The following is a 17027-nucleotide window of genomic DNA, read 5'->3' on the forward strand; positions in this document are numbered from 1 at the left end:
TCCAGGGTGGCCGAAAATCCTCGCTTTAATAGAACCGGGTGATCAATTCTGCCCAATTCCCTGAGCAGGGTAAAATTTTGCATATTACGGCTGCCCACCTGGATTACATCGGCATACGTACATACCAGGTCCAGGTTTCTTACGTCGGTCAACTCTGTTACAACGGGCAGGCCTGATTCTTTTCTTGCTTCGGCCAGGATTTGCAGGCCTTCCTTCCCCAGTCCGTGGAAAGAATAGGGGGAAGTGCGGGGCTTATAGGCGCCGCCCCGCAGTATATGCACTCCCATTGCTTTTAAGCGGACGGCAAGTTCGATGGTATCCTCCCTGTTTTCCACCGCGCAGGGCCCGGCAATTATGGTAACGCCGCTGCCGATTTCAGTGTTACCGACTTTGATTACGGTATTATGGGGGTGGTTTTCCCGGCTTACCAGCTTATAAGGCGGCAATTGTCTCACCCCCCTGTTTTTTGAGCGCAGCTTTGATATCGGCAACCCTTTGGCTGACTTTTGCCAATAATTCCACAGTACCCCTATATTTTTCAACTAAACTTACGAGGCTGCTGCCGACAACCACGGCATCACAGTAGGCTGAAACGGTTGCCGCGCTTTGGGGGCCTGAGATTCCAAATCCCACCGCCACGGGTAAATTTGTATATTTCTTGACCCTCGAGGTGAATTTATCCAGGTCTGTTTTTATACTGTCACGTACTCCGGTAACTCCGGTAACCGATACGCAATAGATGAACCCCTTCGCTGCTCTGCAAGTGGCAGCTATTCTTTCTTCACCGCTGTTGGGGGCGATAAGGGGCACCAGGGCTATCCCCGTTTCTTGCAAAACCCTCCGCAGGGGCCCGGATTCTTCCAGTGGGAGGTCGGGGACAATAAGGCCGTCAATTCCGGCGTGGTACGCGGCATCCGCAAATTCCCGGAGCCCGTACTGGAGAACAGGGTTATAATAGGTCATTAAAACCAGGGGAATATCGGTTTCCTCGCGTATGGCGGCGGCAGCCTTAAAAATTCCGGCAATGGTTGTTCCTGCAGACAAAGACCGGGTGGCGGCTTGTTGAATTGCCGGCCCGTCGGCTACCGGGTCAGAAAACGGGATGCCCAGTTCCAGGGCGTCTGCCCCTGACTTTGACAGGGATACTGCAAGTTTTATACTCGTTTTCAAGTCCGGGTCACCGGCCATGATATAAGGGATGAGAGCTTTTTCACCTCTTTCTTTCATATGAAGCAATTTATTTTCCAGTTGATTAATCATAATTCTACCCCCATTTTTTCCGCCACGGTATTGACATCCTTATCTCCCCGGCCGGAAAGATTTACAATCAACAGGCTATCTTTAGAAAGGGAAGGCGCGAGGTCGATTGCCGCAGCCAGGGCGTGGGCGCTTTCCAGGGCCGGGATAATTCCCTCGGTACGGCAAAGTACGGAAAAGGCATTGAGGGCCTCCTTATCCGTTACTGACCGGTAGGTGACACGGCCGGTTTCTTTTAGGTAGCTGTGTTCCGGGCCTACTCCCGGGTAGTCAAGCCCGGCGGCGATGGAGTGAACCGGGGCCACCTGGCCGTTATCATCCTGCAAAAGATAGCTCAGTGCCCCGTGCAGTACCCCGGGGCGGCCCCGGGATAGCGTGGCCGCGTGTTTCCCGGTATCAAGCCCCTTGCCGGCGGCCTCTACACCTATTAGTTTTACATCGTTATCTTCCAGGAAGGGATAAAATATTCCCATGGAGTTGCTGCCCCCTCCCACGCAGGCGATAATGTAATCGGGGAGGCGGCCGGCCTCTTGCATTATTTGCCGCCTGGTTTCCTCTCCAATGATTTTTTGAAAGTCCCTGACAATCATGGGATAAGGGTGGGGCCCGGCCACGGAGCCCACCAGGTAATAGGTGTTTTCAATGTTGGTTACCCAGTCACGCATGGCCTCGTTCATGGCATCCTTGAGGGTTTTACTGCCGGTTTTTACCGGTATTACTTCCGCTCCCAGCATTTGCATGCGAAATACATTGAGGGACTGCCGCTTTATGTCTTCTTCGCCCATGTAAATGGCACATTGGAGACCGAACATGGCCGCGGTGGTAGCCGTGGCCACACCGTGCTGGCCTGCCCCGGTTTCGGCAATGATACGGTTTTTTCCCATGCGCCGGGCCAGGAGTGTCTGGCCCAGGGTGTTATTAATCTTGTGGGACCCGGTGTGATTCAAGTCTTCCCGTTTTAAATAGATGCGGGCACCGCCCAGGTGATCGGAAAGGGTGGCCGCGTAATATAAGGGCGACGGTCGTCCCACATACCGTTCAAGATAGTATGCAAATTCCTTATGAAATTCCGGGTCAGCCTGAACTGTCCGGTATGCCTTTTCCAGTTCTATTAGAGCGGGCATGAGTGTTTCAGGAACGAAACGACCCCCGTAGGGGCCGTAATATCCCTTGGGGTCGGGTAAAGTGTTCATAAAAATGCCTCCTTGGCCTTCTTAATAAATTCCCTGATTTTTGATATATCTTTTATTCCGCCTGTTTCCACCCCGCTGGAAACATCTACGGCAAAAGGCTTTACAGTTTTAATGGCTTCCATAACATTATCCGGATTTAATCCCCCGGCCAGGATTATAGGTTTAGTTGTTTTAATTTTCCCGGCTATGTTCCAGTCGAAGGTTTTTCCGGTACCGCCGGCCATTTGAGGGTGGTAGGTGTCCAGCAGTATGGCATCGGCCTTTACAGTATCGATTTGTGTCACATTAAGCTTATTCTTGACTTTTATGCATTTAATGACCGGCCGGCTAAGATCGGAATAGTCACCCGTTTTTTCCTTCCCGTGGAGTTGGATTATATCAAGGTTGCAATATGCGGCAATTTGATTTATTTCGGATGTTGACGTGTTGACGAAAACGCCTACGGTATCAACACCCGGGGGTAATGATGATATAATCTCCCGGGCCAATTGCGGTTTGACATAGCGCCTACTCTCAGGGACAAATATGAAGCCCAGGGCGTCTGCTCCTGCCTTGGCTGCCTCTAATGCCGTGTGAATGTCCTGAATGCCGCAAATTTTTACTTTAACCCTCATATCCCGGTCAAGGAAAATCTCAGCCCACCTCCCGGGTGTTGACGGAAAGCAGTTCTTGAACTGCCCTGTCAAGGTTGGCCTGGCGCATTAATGTTTCACCTACCAGGGCGGCATGGACATTATGTTTAGCAAGTTTTTCCATATCAAGGGGGGAGCGAATGCCGCTTTCACTGACAACGGTTATGTCGGGGTCGGTAATTTCTTTCCGTAGCCGTAAAGTGGTATTTATGTCAGTCCAGAAGGTGTCCAAATTTCTATTGTTTATCCCTATAATTTTGGCCTTGGCGGCTAAGGCTTGCTGAATTTCCTCCTCGTTATGGGCTTCCACCAGTACTTCCAGTCCCAGTTTTTCAGCCAGCTCCATCAGCTCTGTGAGTTGGTCAAAAGAAAGGATTTTGACTATGAGCAGTACAGCGTCGGCTCCCAGGGCACGGGCCCGGTATAATTGGTAGGGATCGATTATAAATTCCTTGCATAATACCGGCAGGTGGGTGTTTTTACGCACGTACCCGAGGTATTCCGGCTTTCCCCCGAAGAAACTGGTGTCGGTTAAAACCGATATGGCTGCCGCCCCGGACCTGGTATAGGCCCGGGTAATGTCGATCACGTTAAAATCCCACCGGATTAACCCTTTAGAAGGAGAACGTTTCTTCAGTTCCGCTATCAGCGTGATTTTACCCGGTTGGCGCAATTGGGAAGCAAAGGACCTGGCGGGAGGTAACTTTTTAATTTCCTTTTCCAGTTGCCACAGGGGAATAATTTCTTTTATCCTGGCTACTTCCATTTTTTTGACTTTTACTATTTCCGAGAGAATGGAACCCGGTACTGTTTCCTTCATAGGCCAGACACTCTCTTTCGGGCATGTTCCCGGGTAAATGCCACCAGTTGCTCCAGCTTCTCCATGGCCAGCCCGGAATCTATGATTTCTGCAGCAATGGCAATGCCTTCCTTGAAATCCTTTGCCCTGCCGCCGGCCACCAGCCCGGGTGCGGCGTTTAAAAGGACGGCGTCCCGCTGTGGACCTCGCTTTCCGGCTAAAATTTCCCTGGTTATGATTGCGTTTTCGCGAGGGGAGCCCCCTGCCAGCGCTGAAACCGGTGACCTGGGAATGCCGAGGTCGCTGGGATCCAGGGTGTATTCCCGCACCTGCCCTTCGTTAACTTCGCACACAATGGCCGGCCCGGAAGGTGATATTTCGTCCAGGCCCCCGTCACCATGTACCACAAAGGCCCTTTTTGTTCCCAGCCTGGCCAGGACCCTTACCAGTAGGCTGGTGAGCTTCGGGTGATATACTCCCACAATTTGCAGGCCGGCCCCGGCAGGATTGGTCAGGGGCCCCAGTATGTTAAAAACGGTGCGAAAGCCAAGTTCCCGGCGCGGGCCGGCAGCGTGCTTCATGGACTGGTGCAGCGCGGGTGCGTAAAGAAAGGCCATACCCACCTGTTCCAGGCATGCGCACAGGCTTTCGGTACTTAAATCCAAGTCCACACCCAGCGCTTCGAGGACATCGGCGCTGCCGCAGCTGCTGGATACGGAACGGTTTCCGTGTTTGGCCACTTTCATTCCTGCGCCCGCTAAAACCAGGGCCACGGTGGTGGAGATATTAAAGGTTTGGCTTCCGTCCCCGCCAGTTCCGCAGGTATCTATCAACAATGGGTGCCGGAAGTTTACAGGGGTGGCCCGCCTGCGCATTACCCTGGCAAAGCCGGTAATTTCGTCTTCCGTCTCTCCCCTCAGGCGAAGGGCTGTAAGCAGCGCGGCAATTTGAGCCGGGGTGGCCTCACCGCTCATAATGATTTCCATTGTTTCCTCGGCTTCATGCTCAGTCAGGTGCTCTCCTGCTACCACTTTGTGCAACTTGTCTTTTAACACTCGGCTCTCCTCCTCTCTTCCTGGCTCATATTTTCTTCAACCAGTTGTAAAAAGTTCCTCAACAAATCGGTGCCGTACTCAGTAAGTAAGGATTCCGGGTGAAATTGTACGCCCTCCACAAACATATTCTTATGTCTCAGTCCCATAATTTCGCCGTCGCCCGTCCAGGCGCTTATTTCCAGGCACGGGGGCAGGTTTGCCCTGTTTACCGCCAGCGAGTGATAGCGAACTACTTTAAAGGGACTGGGGATTCCGGCAAAAATGGTTTTTCCGTCGTGATAGACTTCGGAAATTTTTCCATGCATGATTTTCCGGCTCCTGGTAATCTCGCCGCCAAAAGCTTCACCAATTACCTGGTGCCCGAGGCATACTCCCAAGATGGGCAGCCGCCCGCGGTTGTGTTTCACCAGGTCCAGGGATATCCCTGCCGATGTCGGGGTGCCCGGGCCCGGTGATATAACCGCGCAGTGGTAGTTACCGCTGAAAATTTGGTTTAATGTAATACAATCGTTTCTATGGACCGCTACCTTTTGTCCCAACTTGGTGAAAACTTGGACCAGGTTATAGGTAAATGAATCGTAATTATCAATCATCAGCAGCATTGCCTTACCTCCAGTCCTTCAATGCCCAGGGCCTGAAGTAATGCAGCGGCCTTGTTCACCGTCTCCTGGTATTCTCTTTCCGGTACCGAATCGGCAACGATACCTCCGCCGGCCTGGATATGGGCAGTTCCGCGGGATATTACCAAGGTACGTATGGCAATGGCGGTGTCCAGGAGATTGTTAAATCCCGCATAGCCCACCGCACCGGCATAAACACTCCGCCGCGCGGGCTCCAGTTCATCAATTATTTCCATGGCCCGTATCTTCGGCGCGCCGCTTACCGTGCCCGCCGGGAAGCAGGCCTCCAGTGCCTGGAGGGGGGTTTTTCCCGGGGCAAGTGTCCCTACTACGTCTGATACCAGGTGCATTACGTGGGAGAATCTTTCCACCCTCATAAAGCTGGGGACTTCCACGCTTCCGGGTGTACATACCCGTCCCAGGTCGTTGCGCCCCAGGTCTACCAGCATAAGGTGTTCGGCCCGCTCCTTTTCATCTTGCAAAAGATCCCTTTCCAGTTCTTTATCCTTTAAGGAATCGCTGCCTCTGGGCCTGGTTCCGGCGATGGGTCTGGTTTGCACTGTTTTGCCGGTTACCCGTACCAGCATTTCCGGGGAAGTTCCCAGGATTACCGGGTCACCGAAGTCCAGGTAAAACATATACGGTGAAGGATTCAGCGACCGCAGGCGGCAGAAAGTGTCGAAGGGATCCGCTGCATAATGGAGGGAATATCGCCTTGATAACACCACCTGCAATATTTCTCCTGTCCGAATGTAATCCAGGGCCTTTTCCACCAGGGGAAAATATTTTTCCCTGGGTATGTTGGTTCGGAGAGAATTTGAACCGGTGAAAGTAGATTTACACGGCTTTTTTACAGGCTTTGGGCCGTTAATTATTTTTTCTACATTATCCAGGTGCAGTTGGGCTCTTTCATAGGCCTTTGACGGGTTATCCCCCGGTTCGGCCAGGGTAATAATTTTAATTACGCTTAGCAGGTGATCAAATACTATTATGGTTCCGGGAAACATAACCAGGCAGTCGGGCAGGTTAAGTTCGTCGGGAGGAGCGTCAGGTAATTTTTCCAGGGAACGGACCATGTCGTAGGCAAAGTAACCCACGGCACCGCCGTGGAAGTGGTGCAAGCCGGGTATTTCCGGTACCTTATATTGATTAAGTAGCTGCTCGAGCACCCTGGTGGGGGGGCCGTTTTTAATGTGCTTACTTTCCCCTTTGTAAACAGCCTTTCCTGAGCAGTCTTTGCTTGAATAACACAGTAAGGGGTTAAACCCAATAAAAGAATACCGTCCGCCTTCAACACTTTCCAGGAGAAAGGAAGGGCCTTGTCCGGCAGATTTAATCTTTAGATAAACGGAAATAGGGGTTTTTGTATCTTTGGGGAGCTCTGTGAAAACAGGAATGAGGTTATTATGACGGCTTAATGTTATAAAGTCCCGGTAAGGTGGATAAAACACGGGGATAACTTCCTCCTTGGGAGCTGACGGAGGGGAGGGTAAAAAACAAAAAACCGACACTCAGATGAGAGCCGGTTGCTTTTAAAGTAATAATTGCACCCACCTCATCTCAGCTCAGCTCCAGAATTTTAAAACTAATCTCTACTCACCTATTCTCAGCTGTCAACTTTATTAACTTAAGGTACATCTTAGTATATGTCTGAGTAAAAGTCAACTATTTTTTGCAGTCTATTGATCCATCATCAAAGAGTTTTTTCAGGCATAAACTCCTTTTTTATGCCGGAGAAGGTTATAAACGAATTTTTTGCCGGGCATCCCTCGAAATTTTTTACTTTGATTTATAATATAAAGGCGTAAAGGGATTAAAGCACGGCGTGAAGAATAATTTTAATTTGGGAAAGTGAAGGGGGTGCGAATTTGAGCAGGCCCGGTCTTAGTGCCGAAGAATGGGAGAAGCGTAACAGTGAATTAAAGGAACAATATGCTGCCGAAATAGATAATCTTCAGATTCCGGAGGATTTGACTGCCCGGGAACTTACCGGGTTTATGGCTGAGCTGGACCGCTTGTACAGCCAGGCCCGCCTGGATTATTATCAAACCCGCCGGCTTTACGAACTCGTAAAAAGAACTCAAAATCTCGCCATTAAAAGCGTCCAAAGTCGTATGACCGAGCGGGGTAGAACGGAGAAGGAGCGGGAAGGCCTGGCCATAGGCCAGTTGAGAAATTCTCCCTTGCACGGAATGAAAGTAGACATCTTTACAGCCCTGGACTTGGCCGAGGACGGCTATATGTTTATGGAGGAGGTTATCAGGGCCCTGGAAGGAAAATTTCGCCTCCTGGATTTGTATTTAAAGGCTATGCAATTGAAGGGCTAGGAGGGGCAAAAGGTGCCTGTGTCAATCGATAGCCTGGATTTAATGAAATGAAAAGCGAGCCGGGGAAGTTCCGGCTTTGTTTTTTAAGAACTTTAGTGTTATTAAAGTTATGGAAGGGGTGTAACTTTCGGTGGCCTAGTCAAAGGCATATTCCCTGGTAAGCCCCTGAGGTAAAAACCCATGTTAGCAAGCGGCGCCACAAGAGTAGCCTTGACAGCCGGGGCCCCTACGTGTGGTACAGTGGATGGACCGGCGGGGCATGAGGTAATATGCTGGCATATTCCCCGGAGCCGCCCCGCCGGCATTTAAATGAAATACCACATGCGGGGTGAATGTCAAGGCCGCCGCTCCTCCGGGAAACTGGAAAGGGTTTGCCTGCCTGGTTTAGTGTTTTGTTATGGGAGTCTACTTGATTTTTCAGAAACAGTACAATGCATGAAGCCACAAAAAAAATTGATACAAACCAAAATGTCTTTTATCACAAATCTTATGGGGCATATAATGCAAATTTATATGGTGAATTAACTACTCCAGACGGAATTAGTTGGGGAGTTACTGTAAAAAATAATTATTACTCAGATGGCGACGTTAAGCTTGAGGTGTGGCCATCAGATTGGCGTCCCAAATCGCTAATTATCCCAGAAGGCTGGCGAGATTATGGTGGCTATAACTCAGAAGACGTACTTTTACCTCTTAACAAATCAAGAAAGGTTGAAGCACTTATTATTGTAAGCGGTGATAAATTATGGTGGGCTGATACTGAAACCACGACTATAGATTTTACTTCTAAAATGCCCATAGAATCAACATCTAGCTTATCAATTAATGATATTTATGTTAGCAAATCAAATAACAAACAAATTAAAATAGCTAAGTCGTTTGGGACCAAAGCTAAAGAATTTAATAAGCTACTTAAAGATGAGCATATCATAGCACGAGTTGGTAACAAGTCAATTACCCTTAAAGAATTTGCGCTTAAAAAACTAATAAGAGCTGCACATCTTTTGATGGCTTATGCATAAGGTTTTCCTCCCTGGGTAGAAATCATTAGTCATAGTTAAATATTTCGATGTTTTTAACTGTTTTCCTGGCAGGGAGGGTAGTTTTATATGGGTTATCCCTATTTTTCTTGATTTTACATGTGATCATAATGAATTACTGTGGAAGACCATCTCGTTCATGACAAGGAATAGTATTTCCCCTGTGCTCTGCTAATATCTGACATTTGACTGGGGGGGTTGCGACTGTATCTTTTACAGTATGACATTCTTTAGCCAGTTCTTTAATGGTTTTGTTTGCTAAATTTTGCATAAATGGTCATCTCCTTTTGTTATAACCATTTACACAAGACTCTTTACGCTCTCCTACTGATTTTTTTTAAGGTAATTTTCTATTTCAATTATAACCATCAACCATTTATCATCTTCCCAAAATGCTATACCTTGACTCACTTCAAAATTGTTTCCTAGTTTCAATGAAATCATTTTATTAATATTAGAAATAAGCTCTAACTCTTTTTTTAATTTTTTTTGTATTTCAAGGTTTGCATTTATGTTGCATTTGTTGGCATTAGTAGGTATGGATTCCAAAAACAAGTATAATTCATTAATATTTTTTTCTAAATAACCATGATAATCTGTTAACCTTATACTATTGTTTATTTTTTTATAATCATATATAAGTCGGTTAATTTTAAACTGGGCATACCACGCATTATTTTTCTGAGCAATAGCTTCTTCAAGCGGAATCGACCCATTGTTTAACCAAGTATTAAAAGATTTTTCTATGCTTTTTAAAAAAATAAAGTAATTTATACAATCATGTGCCATCCTTTTACCTAATACTTTTTTATAATTCAAGTTTTGATTATAGTATTTACTTAAGCATGTAAATATAAAAGTACCGATAATAATAATGCAAAGCCATAAAATTACACTTTTTTTATTAAGCATAAATTCTCACCCCAAACCAAAAAAAAGTAAAAGCCCAGATCGTAGCTTGAGTACCTTATATACTAACAATTTGAGGTTATTTTACCATAAACAAGTGTTAATGCACAAAATAATAAAAGTCCAATTATGCTTGAGAATAGCGGAATTGCCAAGTTTTTTACGCTTTTTTAAAGAGAAGATGTGTTTAACAGTAACCAGTTTGTTAATTTTATCCAAGCTAATAAAAAATTACAAGGAGGTCAGTAGTGTTGCAAATATTTCATTTGAGTTACTGAGTTACGTTGGCAAGGGGTTTACACATTGGAAATCCGTGCTGCCGAAGCCCGCAATCAGGCCGACTTAAATAACAGCTGTTCTTGGTGAGCCTCGAGGCAATTTCAATCAAAGTAGCGCCGTAAGGGAAGTCTTGACAGACGGGGTCCTTGCGTATGGTAAAATGGCGTTTTCGACGGGGGTTGTATAATTTTCTCACATGTTCCCGGAGCCGCCCGCCGGCAGTTATTACGAACCATACGCGGGGTGGCTGTCAAGACCGCTACTTTTCCTGGCTATATAACCAATCAGCTTTCCGTCCTGGCTCATGAGACAGCCCGGTACCGGGGCATGTGCATGCCGGTGTTTACTGGCTTCTTTGTCCAATTCCCAATCTGTTTTCTCCTTTTCCTTCTCGGACCATAAGCAGGATGTTTCTGGACATAGGCCAAAATAGCCTCTTCAACATCCGGAGGAGTCTGGTTGGGCCAAATCTTTGGGGCACGTTCTTTATCATATAAGCCAGCCTTACCCTGTTCTTCATATCGTTTGAGGACCTTGTAAAAGGTGGTATGAGACATCTGGCACCTTTGAGCTATTTCCCGGCGGCTAATAACTTTCATGGTATCGAGTTAATGGCTTGCTTTCTGCAGCGTAGTACGATAGGATGAGTATATACAGTCAGCTCTCCCTTCTAGTGGTTGTTGTGGTAAACACTATTATACGGAGAGCGCTGTGGCTGTGGATACTCGACTATCTGGGGCAAGCCCAGGTGGTTGATTTTGTTTTTTCACCTTATTCCAATCTGTCAGCCCATACTCAACTTAACACAACTATCAAAGGTATTTGGTCATGCTTAAAAATAAAGTGATAATTATATAGCTTATTATTAGGCCACTAACAGCTCTATATTTCTTTCTTAATAAAAATGCTATAATCAAGAACAGAAACGTTTGCAAATACCTGGCGTAAATATCTGGTATTTTAAAAATAAAAAACAAATTGTCGGCCACAATATTTATTGAATAAACTAGAATTAGTATTAACATAATTATAAAAATATTATATATTCTAGAAGGCAATTAAGCACAACTCCTTATATTGAAAATGCAAAAAACCATTGTATTCCAATGTAATTAGTATTATATTATCTTACTTTGAAGAAGCAAGGGTGAATTATATATCTCCACCCTTACTTCCTAGCATCTGTGTGAGGAATAGTTGATTTAAAGCCGTAGATCATCATTAATAAAAAGTAGGCTAAATAGTAGCATCCCTTAAAAAATGGAAATTTAAGTGTAATTGATTATGCTGCCATTAAGTCAAATGGCTCTCTTAATATTCCGTGAGTGGCCCTTTAATGTATATGACCCAATACTTACCTTAAGTACCCTATTTTGCCGTAGAAATTTCTGCGGCGTTAGTTCACATACCCCATCACAATATTCTTCGGTCGGCTTTTATACAGGCACTACGCCGGGAGGTAGGAGTGCCGCGACCGGCTGGAGTGGCAGGTTGCAGTAAATTCCCTTTAGAGAACTGAAAATGGACTTGGTTAAAGCTTGCCTATAAGGAATTGGAACATTTTAAATTCCATCTTAGGGACAAAATCCCGGCAGAATACCCCGCTTTTTCAGCGGGGTTCTGTCTTTTTTGGAGTTCCAATAAGAAACCCTTTGGTGTTTATTGCAAGCTCAGGACAGGGATGAGCAGGTGTCAGTAACAAGTAAACGGTTTTAGGTTTTTTTAGTGATAATTATTCTAAAACGTGAAACTTTAGACATTTTATATTGCTCGATCGTCTTAAATATGCGGCAATAGACGGCAAATATATTGAGTTTTGAACCTTAGAAAAGTATTATAATTAAAACTTTCAGAAAAAAGGGGTGCCTTAAATGAACCGGATGCTTTTGGTGTTAAATGGGGCTAATTATTCAAAGGCAGCCGTCCGGAAGGCAGTGTGGTTGGCTAAAAATTATAGCAATATAAAACTAGATATGCTTTATATCAATCCATCGTGTTATGAACTGTACTCCAACCTGCCCGGTTACTGTTTCTGGCTGCCGGATAAGGAGTTTCAAAAGATCGCAGAAGATTTAAGAAATAGGGTGATGAAGGAATTAGTGCCAATTTTTGCAGAAATGGAAGTAGTTCCGAACATTATCGTGAGGAATGGAGATATTGATAGGGAAATTGGTGAATTGGGCAAGTACGGAAATTATGACAGTATATTTATTGCCAGTCCGTCCAGGTATTGTGGGAAAGGTAATAAATGGCGGAAGAAATGGCTTCAAGAAATATCCGCCAGCCTTATTTGTTTAGTTTAAATACCACCTTGTTAACAAGGTGGTAAAAAAATTTTTTTAAAAGAATTGCTTTGAGGTAATAATTATGCTATAATCCTTTATTAAATAAAATAAAAGTTCAAAATCAATGAAGGGGAAAAGTAAACCGGCCCCAGTTTCTACAGAGAGGGGACGTCGTGGGCTGAAAGCGTTCCTGAAACATGACCGGTTGAAGTTCTCTCCGGAGATGCCGGCTGAAACCATTGTATAGGCGGTAAGTAGGCTTGGACGTGATCTCCCTACGTTACAGGGGAGCGGGTATCGGAATGAAATATTCCCGTACCTTGTAAGGAGGGGTCTGTGCTTATCAGCACAGGCAATCAGGGTGGTAACGCGGAAAGCATAAAGCTTCTCGTCCCTGCCGGGCGGGGGCTTTTTTTATTGTCCCACCAGTGCTAATGGTATGGTGAATTGTTTCATTCCCGTACTCAGTCAGAAATGAGTGGGCCTTTATTCCCAAAGGTCAATTGGGGTGGTACCGCGGAAGTCCGCCGCTTTCGTCCCCTTGTGGAGAAAGCGGCGGCTTTTTTTATTAAATAAATAGAATGGAGGGAAGTTTTATGGTTATTGTTATGGATGTAAACGCGAAGGAAAAGGACATAAATGTTGTGATGGAGAAGTTGGCCGAGTTTGGTTTTCAAGGACACCTGATAAGGGGTGTCAAGCGGATAGTTATTGGAGCGGTAGGAGACCGGGCAGTTATAGATTCTTTAGGTTTAGAAGCACTGCCCGGTGTGGTAAAGGTGGTACCTATCATGCATCCCTTTAAATTGGTAAGCCGGGAAGTAAGGAATGAAGATACTTGTGTGATGGTGGGTAACACTGCAATTGGCGGTGGAGAGCCGGTGGTAATAGCCGGGCCGTGTGCCGTGGAAAACAGGGAGCAACTTATGACTACCGCGCGCCGGGCTGCAAAAGCCGGGGCCCGTATTTTAAGGGGAGGCGCATTTAAGCCGCGAACTTCGCCCTATAGCTTCCAAGGTTTGCAGGAAGAGGGTCTTAAACTTATGTCTGAGGCAGCGGCTGAAACCGGTTTGGCAACTGTAACGGAGGTCGTAGATGAAGCAAGTTTGGAACTTGCCCTTAAATATGTTGACATGGTACAGGTGGGGGCAAGGAATATGCAAAATTTCAGATTGCTGCAGGCCGTTGGGCGGTGCGGCAAGCCGGTTCTCTTAAAGAGAGGGTTTTCTGCTACGGTGGAAGAGTGGCTTATGGCGGCGGAATATATTGTATCAGAAGGTAACGCCGATGTGGTGTTATGTGAAAGGGGAATCCGTACCTTTGAAAAATACACCCGTAATACCCTGGATTTAAGCGCGGTTCCCCTGGTGAAGAGTTTAAGCCACCTGCCGGTGATAGTTGATCCCAGTCATGCTACCGGAAAGCGGGAACTGGTTGCTCCCATGTCCCTGGCGGCTATTGCGGCTGGTGCCGACGGGCTGCTCATAGAAGTACACCCTGAACCGTGCCGTGCCCTTTGTGATGGTCAGCAATCATTAACGCCGGATGAGTTGGATGCCCTAATGTTGAAAATTGCCAATTTAAAAGAGATTATTGCCAGGATAGGGGCCTAAAGTTAATTGCGGGGTGTGAATAATGATAACTCATAATATTAAAAATCAGATATCCCGAATTGCATTCTTGGGGCCGGCAGGAACTTTTTCCGAAGAAGCGGTTACCAAGTATTTAAGTGGAAGAAAGGCTTACCCGGTGGCCTGTAAAACTTTAGATGAGATTTGCAGGGGCATCCAGGAATGTCGGTGGGAAGAAGGTCTCCTTCCGGTGGAGAATTCTACCGAGGGGGCGGTGGGCCGGACAATGGATCTTTTGGTGGAATATTCAAGCCTGAAAATACGTCAAGAGATTTTGCTTCCTGTAAGGCACAACCTTATGGCTCCGCCCGGGGTGACCGTGGAGCAAATTGAATTGGTGGTTTCTCACCCACAGGCCCTGAACCAATGCCGGCGCTATCTGGAGAAAAATCTTCCGTGGGCAGCTACCAGGGAGATGGCCAGCACCGCCCATGCGGCTCGGGAAGTAGCCAGGGGTAACCGTCCCTGGGCGGCACTTGCCTCCGCGGTGGCCGCGTCAACTTATGGCCTTAAGATTTTAGCCCGGGATATTAACGATTGCGGGGAAAATGTCACCAGATTTTTAGTATTGGGCAGGGAGGAGGCAAAACCTGCCGGGGCAAATAAAACCTCCATAATACTTACTGTCAATGATCGTCCCGGGGCGCTTTATTCCGTCCTGGGTGAATTCGCCCGCCGGGGAATCAACTTGACCAGGATTGAATCCCGCCCGTCCAAAAAAAAATTAGGGGAATATATATTTTTTATAGATTTTGCCGGACATAAGGATCATCCTGAAGTCGCCGAGGCTTTGCAAAAAATCAAAGAAAAATGTGTAACTTGCCAAGTTGCCGGTTCCTATCCCGCTGCTTTAAAAATCACTTATAATTATCCTTTGGATTATTCCCTGGGTGATTTACGCCGGAATATAGATATGGTGGACCGGGAAATTTTAGATCTCCTGGCCCACAGGATGACTCTTTCAGATCAGGCTGCCCGGTATAAAAGGCCGGGTGAGGTAAGGGATAAGGAAAGGGAAAAGGAAGTTTTGGAGGGCCTGGCAAAAGAAGCACGGGAAAGGGGTTTGGACCCGGTTATTGTGATGGGCCTGTTCAAAGTAATTCTTAGTTACTCTGTCAGCCGCCAAAATGCCATTCTTTCTGGGCAGATCCCCGTGCCTTCTGCGGCGGTCCAGGCAGATGTATAAAAAAGCCGGTGCTTCCCGTTGAGCAAATTGCATAGCACTGTCGGCGGGGAGCACCGGCCATTACCGTTAAACCGGTATCCAACTCCCAACCACCTTTTTCAGGGCAGCTCGGGGCGCCATTGTGCATTAGGGAAGGAGTATGTGACCGTTAGCAGGATTATTATTGACGGGCACCGATATGGTGTATATAAAAAAGATAATAGGAATTGGGCCTATTTTGTCCTTTAAAAAGAGCTCCCCCCGGGCCAATCAACCCAGGGAAACTAGGTGGTATTAAGTGTTAAAAGAGAAGGGACTGGAAAAAGTTGAAGCAAGATTTTCTCATACTTTAAAGATCCTGTTGGAAATTAGCCGGGTTATTCATTCCAATTTAAGGTTGAGTGAAGTTTTTCAAGTGGTATATGCGTATTTACCTCATCTGTTGGATTTTGATGTGGGAGGGTATTACCTAAAAGATTTAAAAAACTTTAGACTTAAGCAAAGTTTGGCACTTGATGACGAATATATATCCGTTCTTGGACAAAAGGGTCCCAAAAATTTATTGCTGAAAAAAATTGAAGCCACCTGCCGGGCCTGGATTTGCAGCCAGTTTATGACACCTGGCCAAATAAAAAAACATCCCTTTTACCGGGATATACTTGCGCCCCACGGAATTTTTTACACCATGGGGGCGCCTATTCTTGTAAATGGGATGTTTCTCGGGAGTATTAATTTGGGCCGAAAGGAAGATAAAGGGGACTTTACAGTTGATGAGCTGAATCAGCTTGAGATGGTGGCCAATATGTTGGCCGCGGTGGTGCAGGGATGTTCCAGGGCCTATTATCAGAATGAATTTGAATGTAAGTCAGAAGAATGTCAATCTGCTCCTGAGAAGAAGCCGGCTGATAAGACGGGTAACCAGCCGGGATGGATGCAAATGCTTGGTAATATGACCACTGTAGTGGCCAGAGAGATCAGAAACCCGTTAGTTACCATGAAAATGGCATTTTATTCGCTGGCCCGCAGCGTTGCCAATAATGCGTTCCTTCAACCTGACCTGGAGCAAATGGAATATTCATTACAGTGCATGGATAAAACTTTGGATTTTTTATTAAGCCTTTCCCGGGACTTGGAATTGAATCCCGTGCAAGTAGATATTAATCGTCTATTGGATGAGGTATTGGAAATGATCCGTTCTAATTTGGACCCGGAAGTCCTGGTAATAAGGGATTATGCCCCAATACCTCCGGTTGTTATTGACAGGGAAAAAATGCGGGCTGTCTTTAACAATGTTATTGAAAACGCCGTGAATGCCATGCCAGCGGGAGGAACATTACGGGTTATTACCTTTGGCAATGAGAAGCGAGTCCGTATTATCATAGAAGATAACGGGCTAGGGATGAATCATACGGGTTCCCGTTTTTTTGACCCTTTTATCAGCTCCAAGCCCCAAGTTGCGGAATTGGGGTTTACCATTTGCAAGCGAATTGTAGAGTCCCACGGTGGTAATATAAAAGTGCGAAGCAATATTGGTAAAGGAACAGCCGTTTGCATAGATATACCAATGAAACTGGAAGAGCCTAATGCATAGTAAAAAACCTCCCTTACGGAGGTTTTTTGTTTGATTACTGATTATATATCTCTTCCTTTTGGGCCTATATTCCCCGTTCAACTGCATTATTTTTACCGTGCTTGTGTTCACTTTTTAGTTGGGCTTTCTGAGGCCTGGATTCCCGGGGCTGGGGTGAACCCGGTGGGCGGTGGGTGGCAGCAAGGGTTTCCGGTTGGTAATACTTATTTATTCTGGGCACCTATTAATCCCCCTCTACAGGTAC

Annotated in this window: 17 protein-coding genes and 1 other annotated feature (1 of these 18 cut by a window edge); of the genes, 6 read left to right on the forward strand and 11 right to left on the reverse strand. The window is 46.3% G+C overall.

Annotated elements, in window-relative coordinates:
* The 8 genes in view from aroF (ACX4JR_RS06070) to trpE are tightly spaced (at most 19 nt apart) and all read right to left on the reverse strand, a layout consistent with a single transcriptional unit that may run on beyond the window.
* Positions 1-446, reverse strand: the 5' portion of a protein-coding gene (gene aroF, locus ACX4JR_RS06070; protein WP_476060123.1) for a 3-deoxy-7-phosphoheptulonate synthase. Its footprint begins 364 nt before the window's first position; the window shows 446 of its 810 coding nt (coding positions 1-446); it begins with the start codon at positions 444-446; the stop codon falls past the left edge of the window.
* Complete coding sequence (trpA, locus tag ACX4JR_RS06075; RefSeq protein ID WP_476060124.1) at positions 433-1260, reverse strand: tryptophan synthase subunit alpha; 828 nt, start codon at positions 1258-1260, stop codon at positions 433-435. Before trpA ends, aroF (ACX4JR_RS06070) begins: the two co-directional genes overlap by 14 nt.
* Positions 1257-2450, reverse strand: a complete 1194-nt coding sequence (trpB, locus tag ACX4JR_RS06080; RefSeq protein ID WP_476060125.1) for a tryptophan synthase subunit beta — start codon at positions 2448-2450, stop codon at positions 1257-1259. The genes trpA and trpB overlap by 4 nt, the downstream gene beginning before the upstream one ends.
* Positions 2447-3064 (reverse strand): phosphoribosylanthranilate isomerase, encoded by a 618-nt coding sequence (locus ACX4JR_RS06085; RefSeq protein ID WP_476060126.1) that lies wholly within the window; start codon positions 3062-3064, stop codon positions 2447-2449. Before ACX4JR_RS06085 ends, trpB begins: the two co-directional genes overlap by 4 nt.
* A 19-nt stretch (positions 3065-3083) precedes the next feature.
* Positions 3084-3902 carry an indole-3-glycerol phosphate synthase TrpC gene (gene trpC, locus ACX4JR_RS06090; RefSeq protein WP_476060127.1) on the reverse strand — a complete coding sequence of 273 codons (819 nt, stop codon included), beginning with the start codon at positions 3900-3902 and terminating at the stop codon, positions 3084-3086.
* On the reverse strand, positions 3899-4936 hold the full coding sequence (gene trpD / locus ACX4JR_RS06095; RefSeq protein ID WP_476060128.1) for an anthranilate phosphoribosyltransferase: 1038 nt from the start codon (positions 4934-4936) through the stop codon (positions 3899-3901). Before trpD ends, trpC begins: the two co-directional genes overlap by 4 nt.
* Complete coding sequence (locus tag ACX4JR_RS06100; protein WP_476060129.1) at positions 4930-5538, reverse strand: anthranilate synthase component II; 609 nt, start codon at positions 5536-5538, stop codon at positions 4930-4932. Before ACX4JR_RS06100 ends, trpD begins: the two co-directional genes overlap by 7 nt.
* Positions 5529-7067 carry an anthranilate synthase component I gene (trpE, locus tag ACX4JR_RS06105; protein WP_476060130.1) on the reverse strand — a complete coding sequence of 513 codons (1539 nt, stop codon included), beginning with the start codon at positions 7065-7067 and terminating at the stop codon, positions 5529-5531. The genes ACX4JR_RS06100 and trpE overlap by 10 nt, the downstream gene beginning before the upstream one ends.
* A 357-nt stretch (positions 7068-7424) precedes the next feature.
* On the opposite strand from trpE, the gene ACX4JR_RS06110 reads away from it, so the two are divergent.
* On the forward strand, positions 7425-7883 hold the full coding sequence (locus ACX4JR_RS06110; RefSeq protein ID WP_476060131.1) for a hypothetical protein: 459 nt from the start codon (positions 7425-7427) through the stop codon (positions 7881-7883).
* Positions 7884-8314: 431 nt separating this feature from the next.
* Complete coding sequence (locus ACX4JR_RS06115; protein WP_476060132.1) at positions 8315-8905, forward strand: hypothetical protein; 591 nt, start codon at positions 8315-8317, stop codon at positions 8903-8905.
* Between the two features lie 342 nt (positions 8906-9247).
* Here the strand turns inward: ACX4JR_RS06115 and ACX4JR_RS06120 are convergent, their stop codons facing one another.
* Complete coding sequence (locus tag ACX4JR_RS06120) at positions 9248-9835, reverse strand: hypothetical protein (RefSeq protein WP_476060133.1); 588 nt, start codon at positions 9833-9835, stop codon at positions 9248-9250.
* A gap of 578 nt (positions 9836-10413) precedes the next feature.
* Positions 10414-10710, reverse strand: coding sequence for a helix-turn-helix domain-containing protein (locus tag ACX4JR_RS06125; protein WP_476060134.1), 297 nt, complete (start codon positions 10708-10710; stop codon positions 10414-10416).
* A gap of 1341 nt (positions 10711-12051) precedes the next feature.
* Here ACX4JR_RS06125 and ACX4JR_RS06130 point away from each other — a divergent pair.
* From ACX4JR_RS06130 to ACX4JR_RS06145, 4 genes are all read left to right on the forward strand, one after another.
* Positions 12052-12414 carry a hypothetical protein gene (locus tag ACX4JR_RS06130; protein ID WP_476060135.1) on the forward strand — a complete coding sequence of 121 codons (363 nt, stop codon included), beginning with the start codon at positions 12052-12054 and terminating at the stop codon, positions 12412-12414.
* Positions 12415-12511: 97 nt separating this feature from the next.
* Positions 12512-12795, forward strand: a binding site (T-box leader).
* A gap of 197 nt (positions 12796-12992) precedes the next feature.
* The gene (gene aroF, locus ACX4JR_RS06135; RefSeq protein ID WP_476060136.1) at positions 12993-14009 is read left to right on the forward strand and encodes a 3-deoxy-7-phosphoheptulonate synthase; all 1017 of its coding nucleotides are present in this window, start codon (positions 12993-12995) and stop codon (positions 14007-14009) included.
* A gap of 22 nt (positions 14010-14031) precedes the next feature.
* Positions 14032-15213: a prephenate dehydratase gene (gene pheA, locus ACX4JR_RS06140; protein WP_476060137.1), complete on the forward strand. Its 1182-nt coding sequence runs from the start codon at positions 14032-14034 to the stop codon at positions 15211-15213.
* Between the two features lie 277 nt (positions 15214-15490).
* Positions 15491-16783, forward strand: a complete 1293-nt coding sequence (locus ACX4JR_RS06145; protein WP_476060138.1) for an ATP-binding protein — start codon at positions 15491-15493, stop codon at positions 16781-16783.
* A gap of 64 nt (positions 16784-16847) precedes the next feature.
* Here the strand turns inward: ACX4JR_RS06145 and ACX4JR_RS06150 are convergent, their stop codons facing one another.
* Positions 16848-17003: a hypothetical protein gene (locus ACX4JR_RS06150; RefSeq protein ID WP_476060139.1), complete on the reverse strand. Its 156-nt coding sequence runs from the start codon at positions 17001-17003 to the stop codon at positions 16848-16850.
* Between the last annotated feature and the right edge of the window lie 24 nt (positions 17004-17027).

The sequence above is a fragment of the Desulfofundulus sp. JL263-se genome (assembly GCF_056316025.1).

What these genes read in the sequence shown, in the direction of transcription:
- ACX4JR_RS06085 (WP_476060126.1), bottom strand. Translation starts at nt 3,064, where the DNA reads ATGAGGGTTAAAGTAAAAATTTGCGGCATTCAGGACATTCACACGGCA.
- trpC (WP_476060127.1), bottom strand. Translation starts at nt 3,902, where the DNA reads ATGAAGGAAACAGTACCGGGTTCCATTCTCTCGGAAATAGTAAAAGTC.
- trpA (WP_476060124.1), bottom strand. Translation starts at nt 1,260, where the DNA reads ATGATTAATCAACTGGAAAATAAATTGCTTCATATGAAAGAAAGAGGT.
- pheA (WP_476060137.1), top strand. Translation starts at nt 14,032, where the DNA reads ATGATAACTCATAATATTAAAAATCAGATATCCCGAATTGCATTCTTG.
- trpB (WP_476060125.1), bottom strand. Translation starts at nt 2,450, where the DNA reads ATGAACACTTTACCCGACCCCAAGGGATATTACGGCCCCTACGGGGGT.
- aroF (WP_476060136.1), top strand. Translation starts at nt 12,993, where the DNA reads ATGGTTATTGTTATGGATGTAAACGCGAAGGAAAAGGACATAAATGTT.
- ACX4JR_RS06125 (WP_476060134.1), bottom strand. Translation starts at nt 10,710, where the DNA reads ATGAAAGTTATTAGCCGCCGGGAAATAGCTCAAAGGTGCCAGATGTCT.
- ACX4JR_RS06120 (WP_476060133.1), bottom strand. Translation starts at nt 9,835, where the DNA reads ATGCTTAATAAAAAAAGTGTAATTTTATGGCTTTGCATTATTATTATC.
- ACX4JR_RS06100 (WP_476060129.1), bottom strand. Translation starts at nt 5,538, where the DNA reads ATGCTGCTGATGATTGATAATTACGATTCATTTACCTATAACCTGGTC.
- ACX4JR_RS06115 (WP_476060132.1), top strand. Translation starts at nt 8,315, where the DNA reads ATGCATGAAGCCACAAAAAAAATTGATACAAACCAAAATGTCTTTTAT.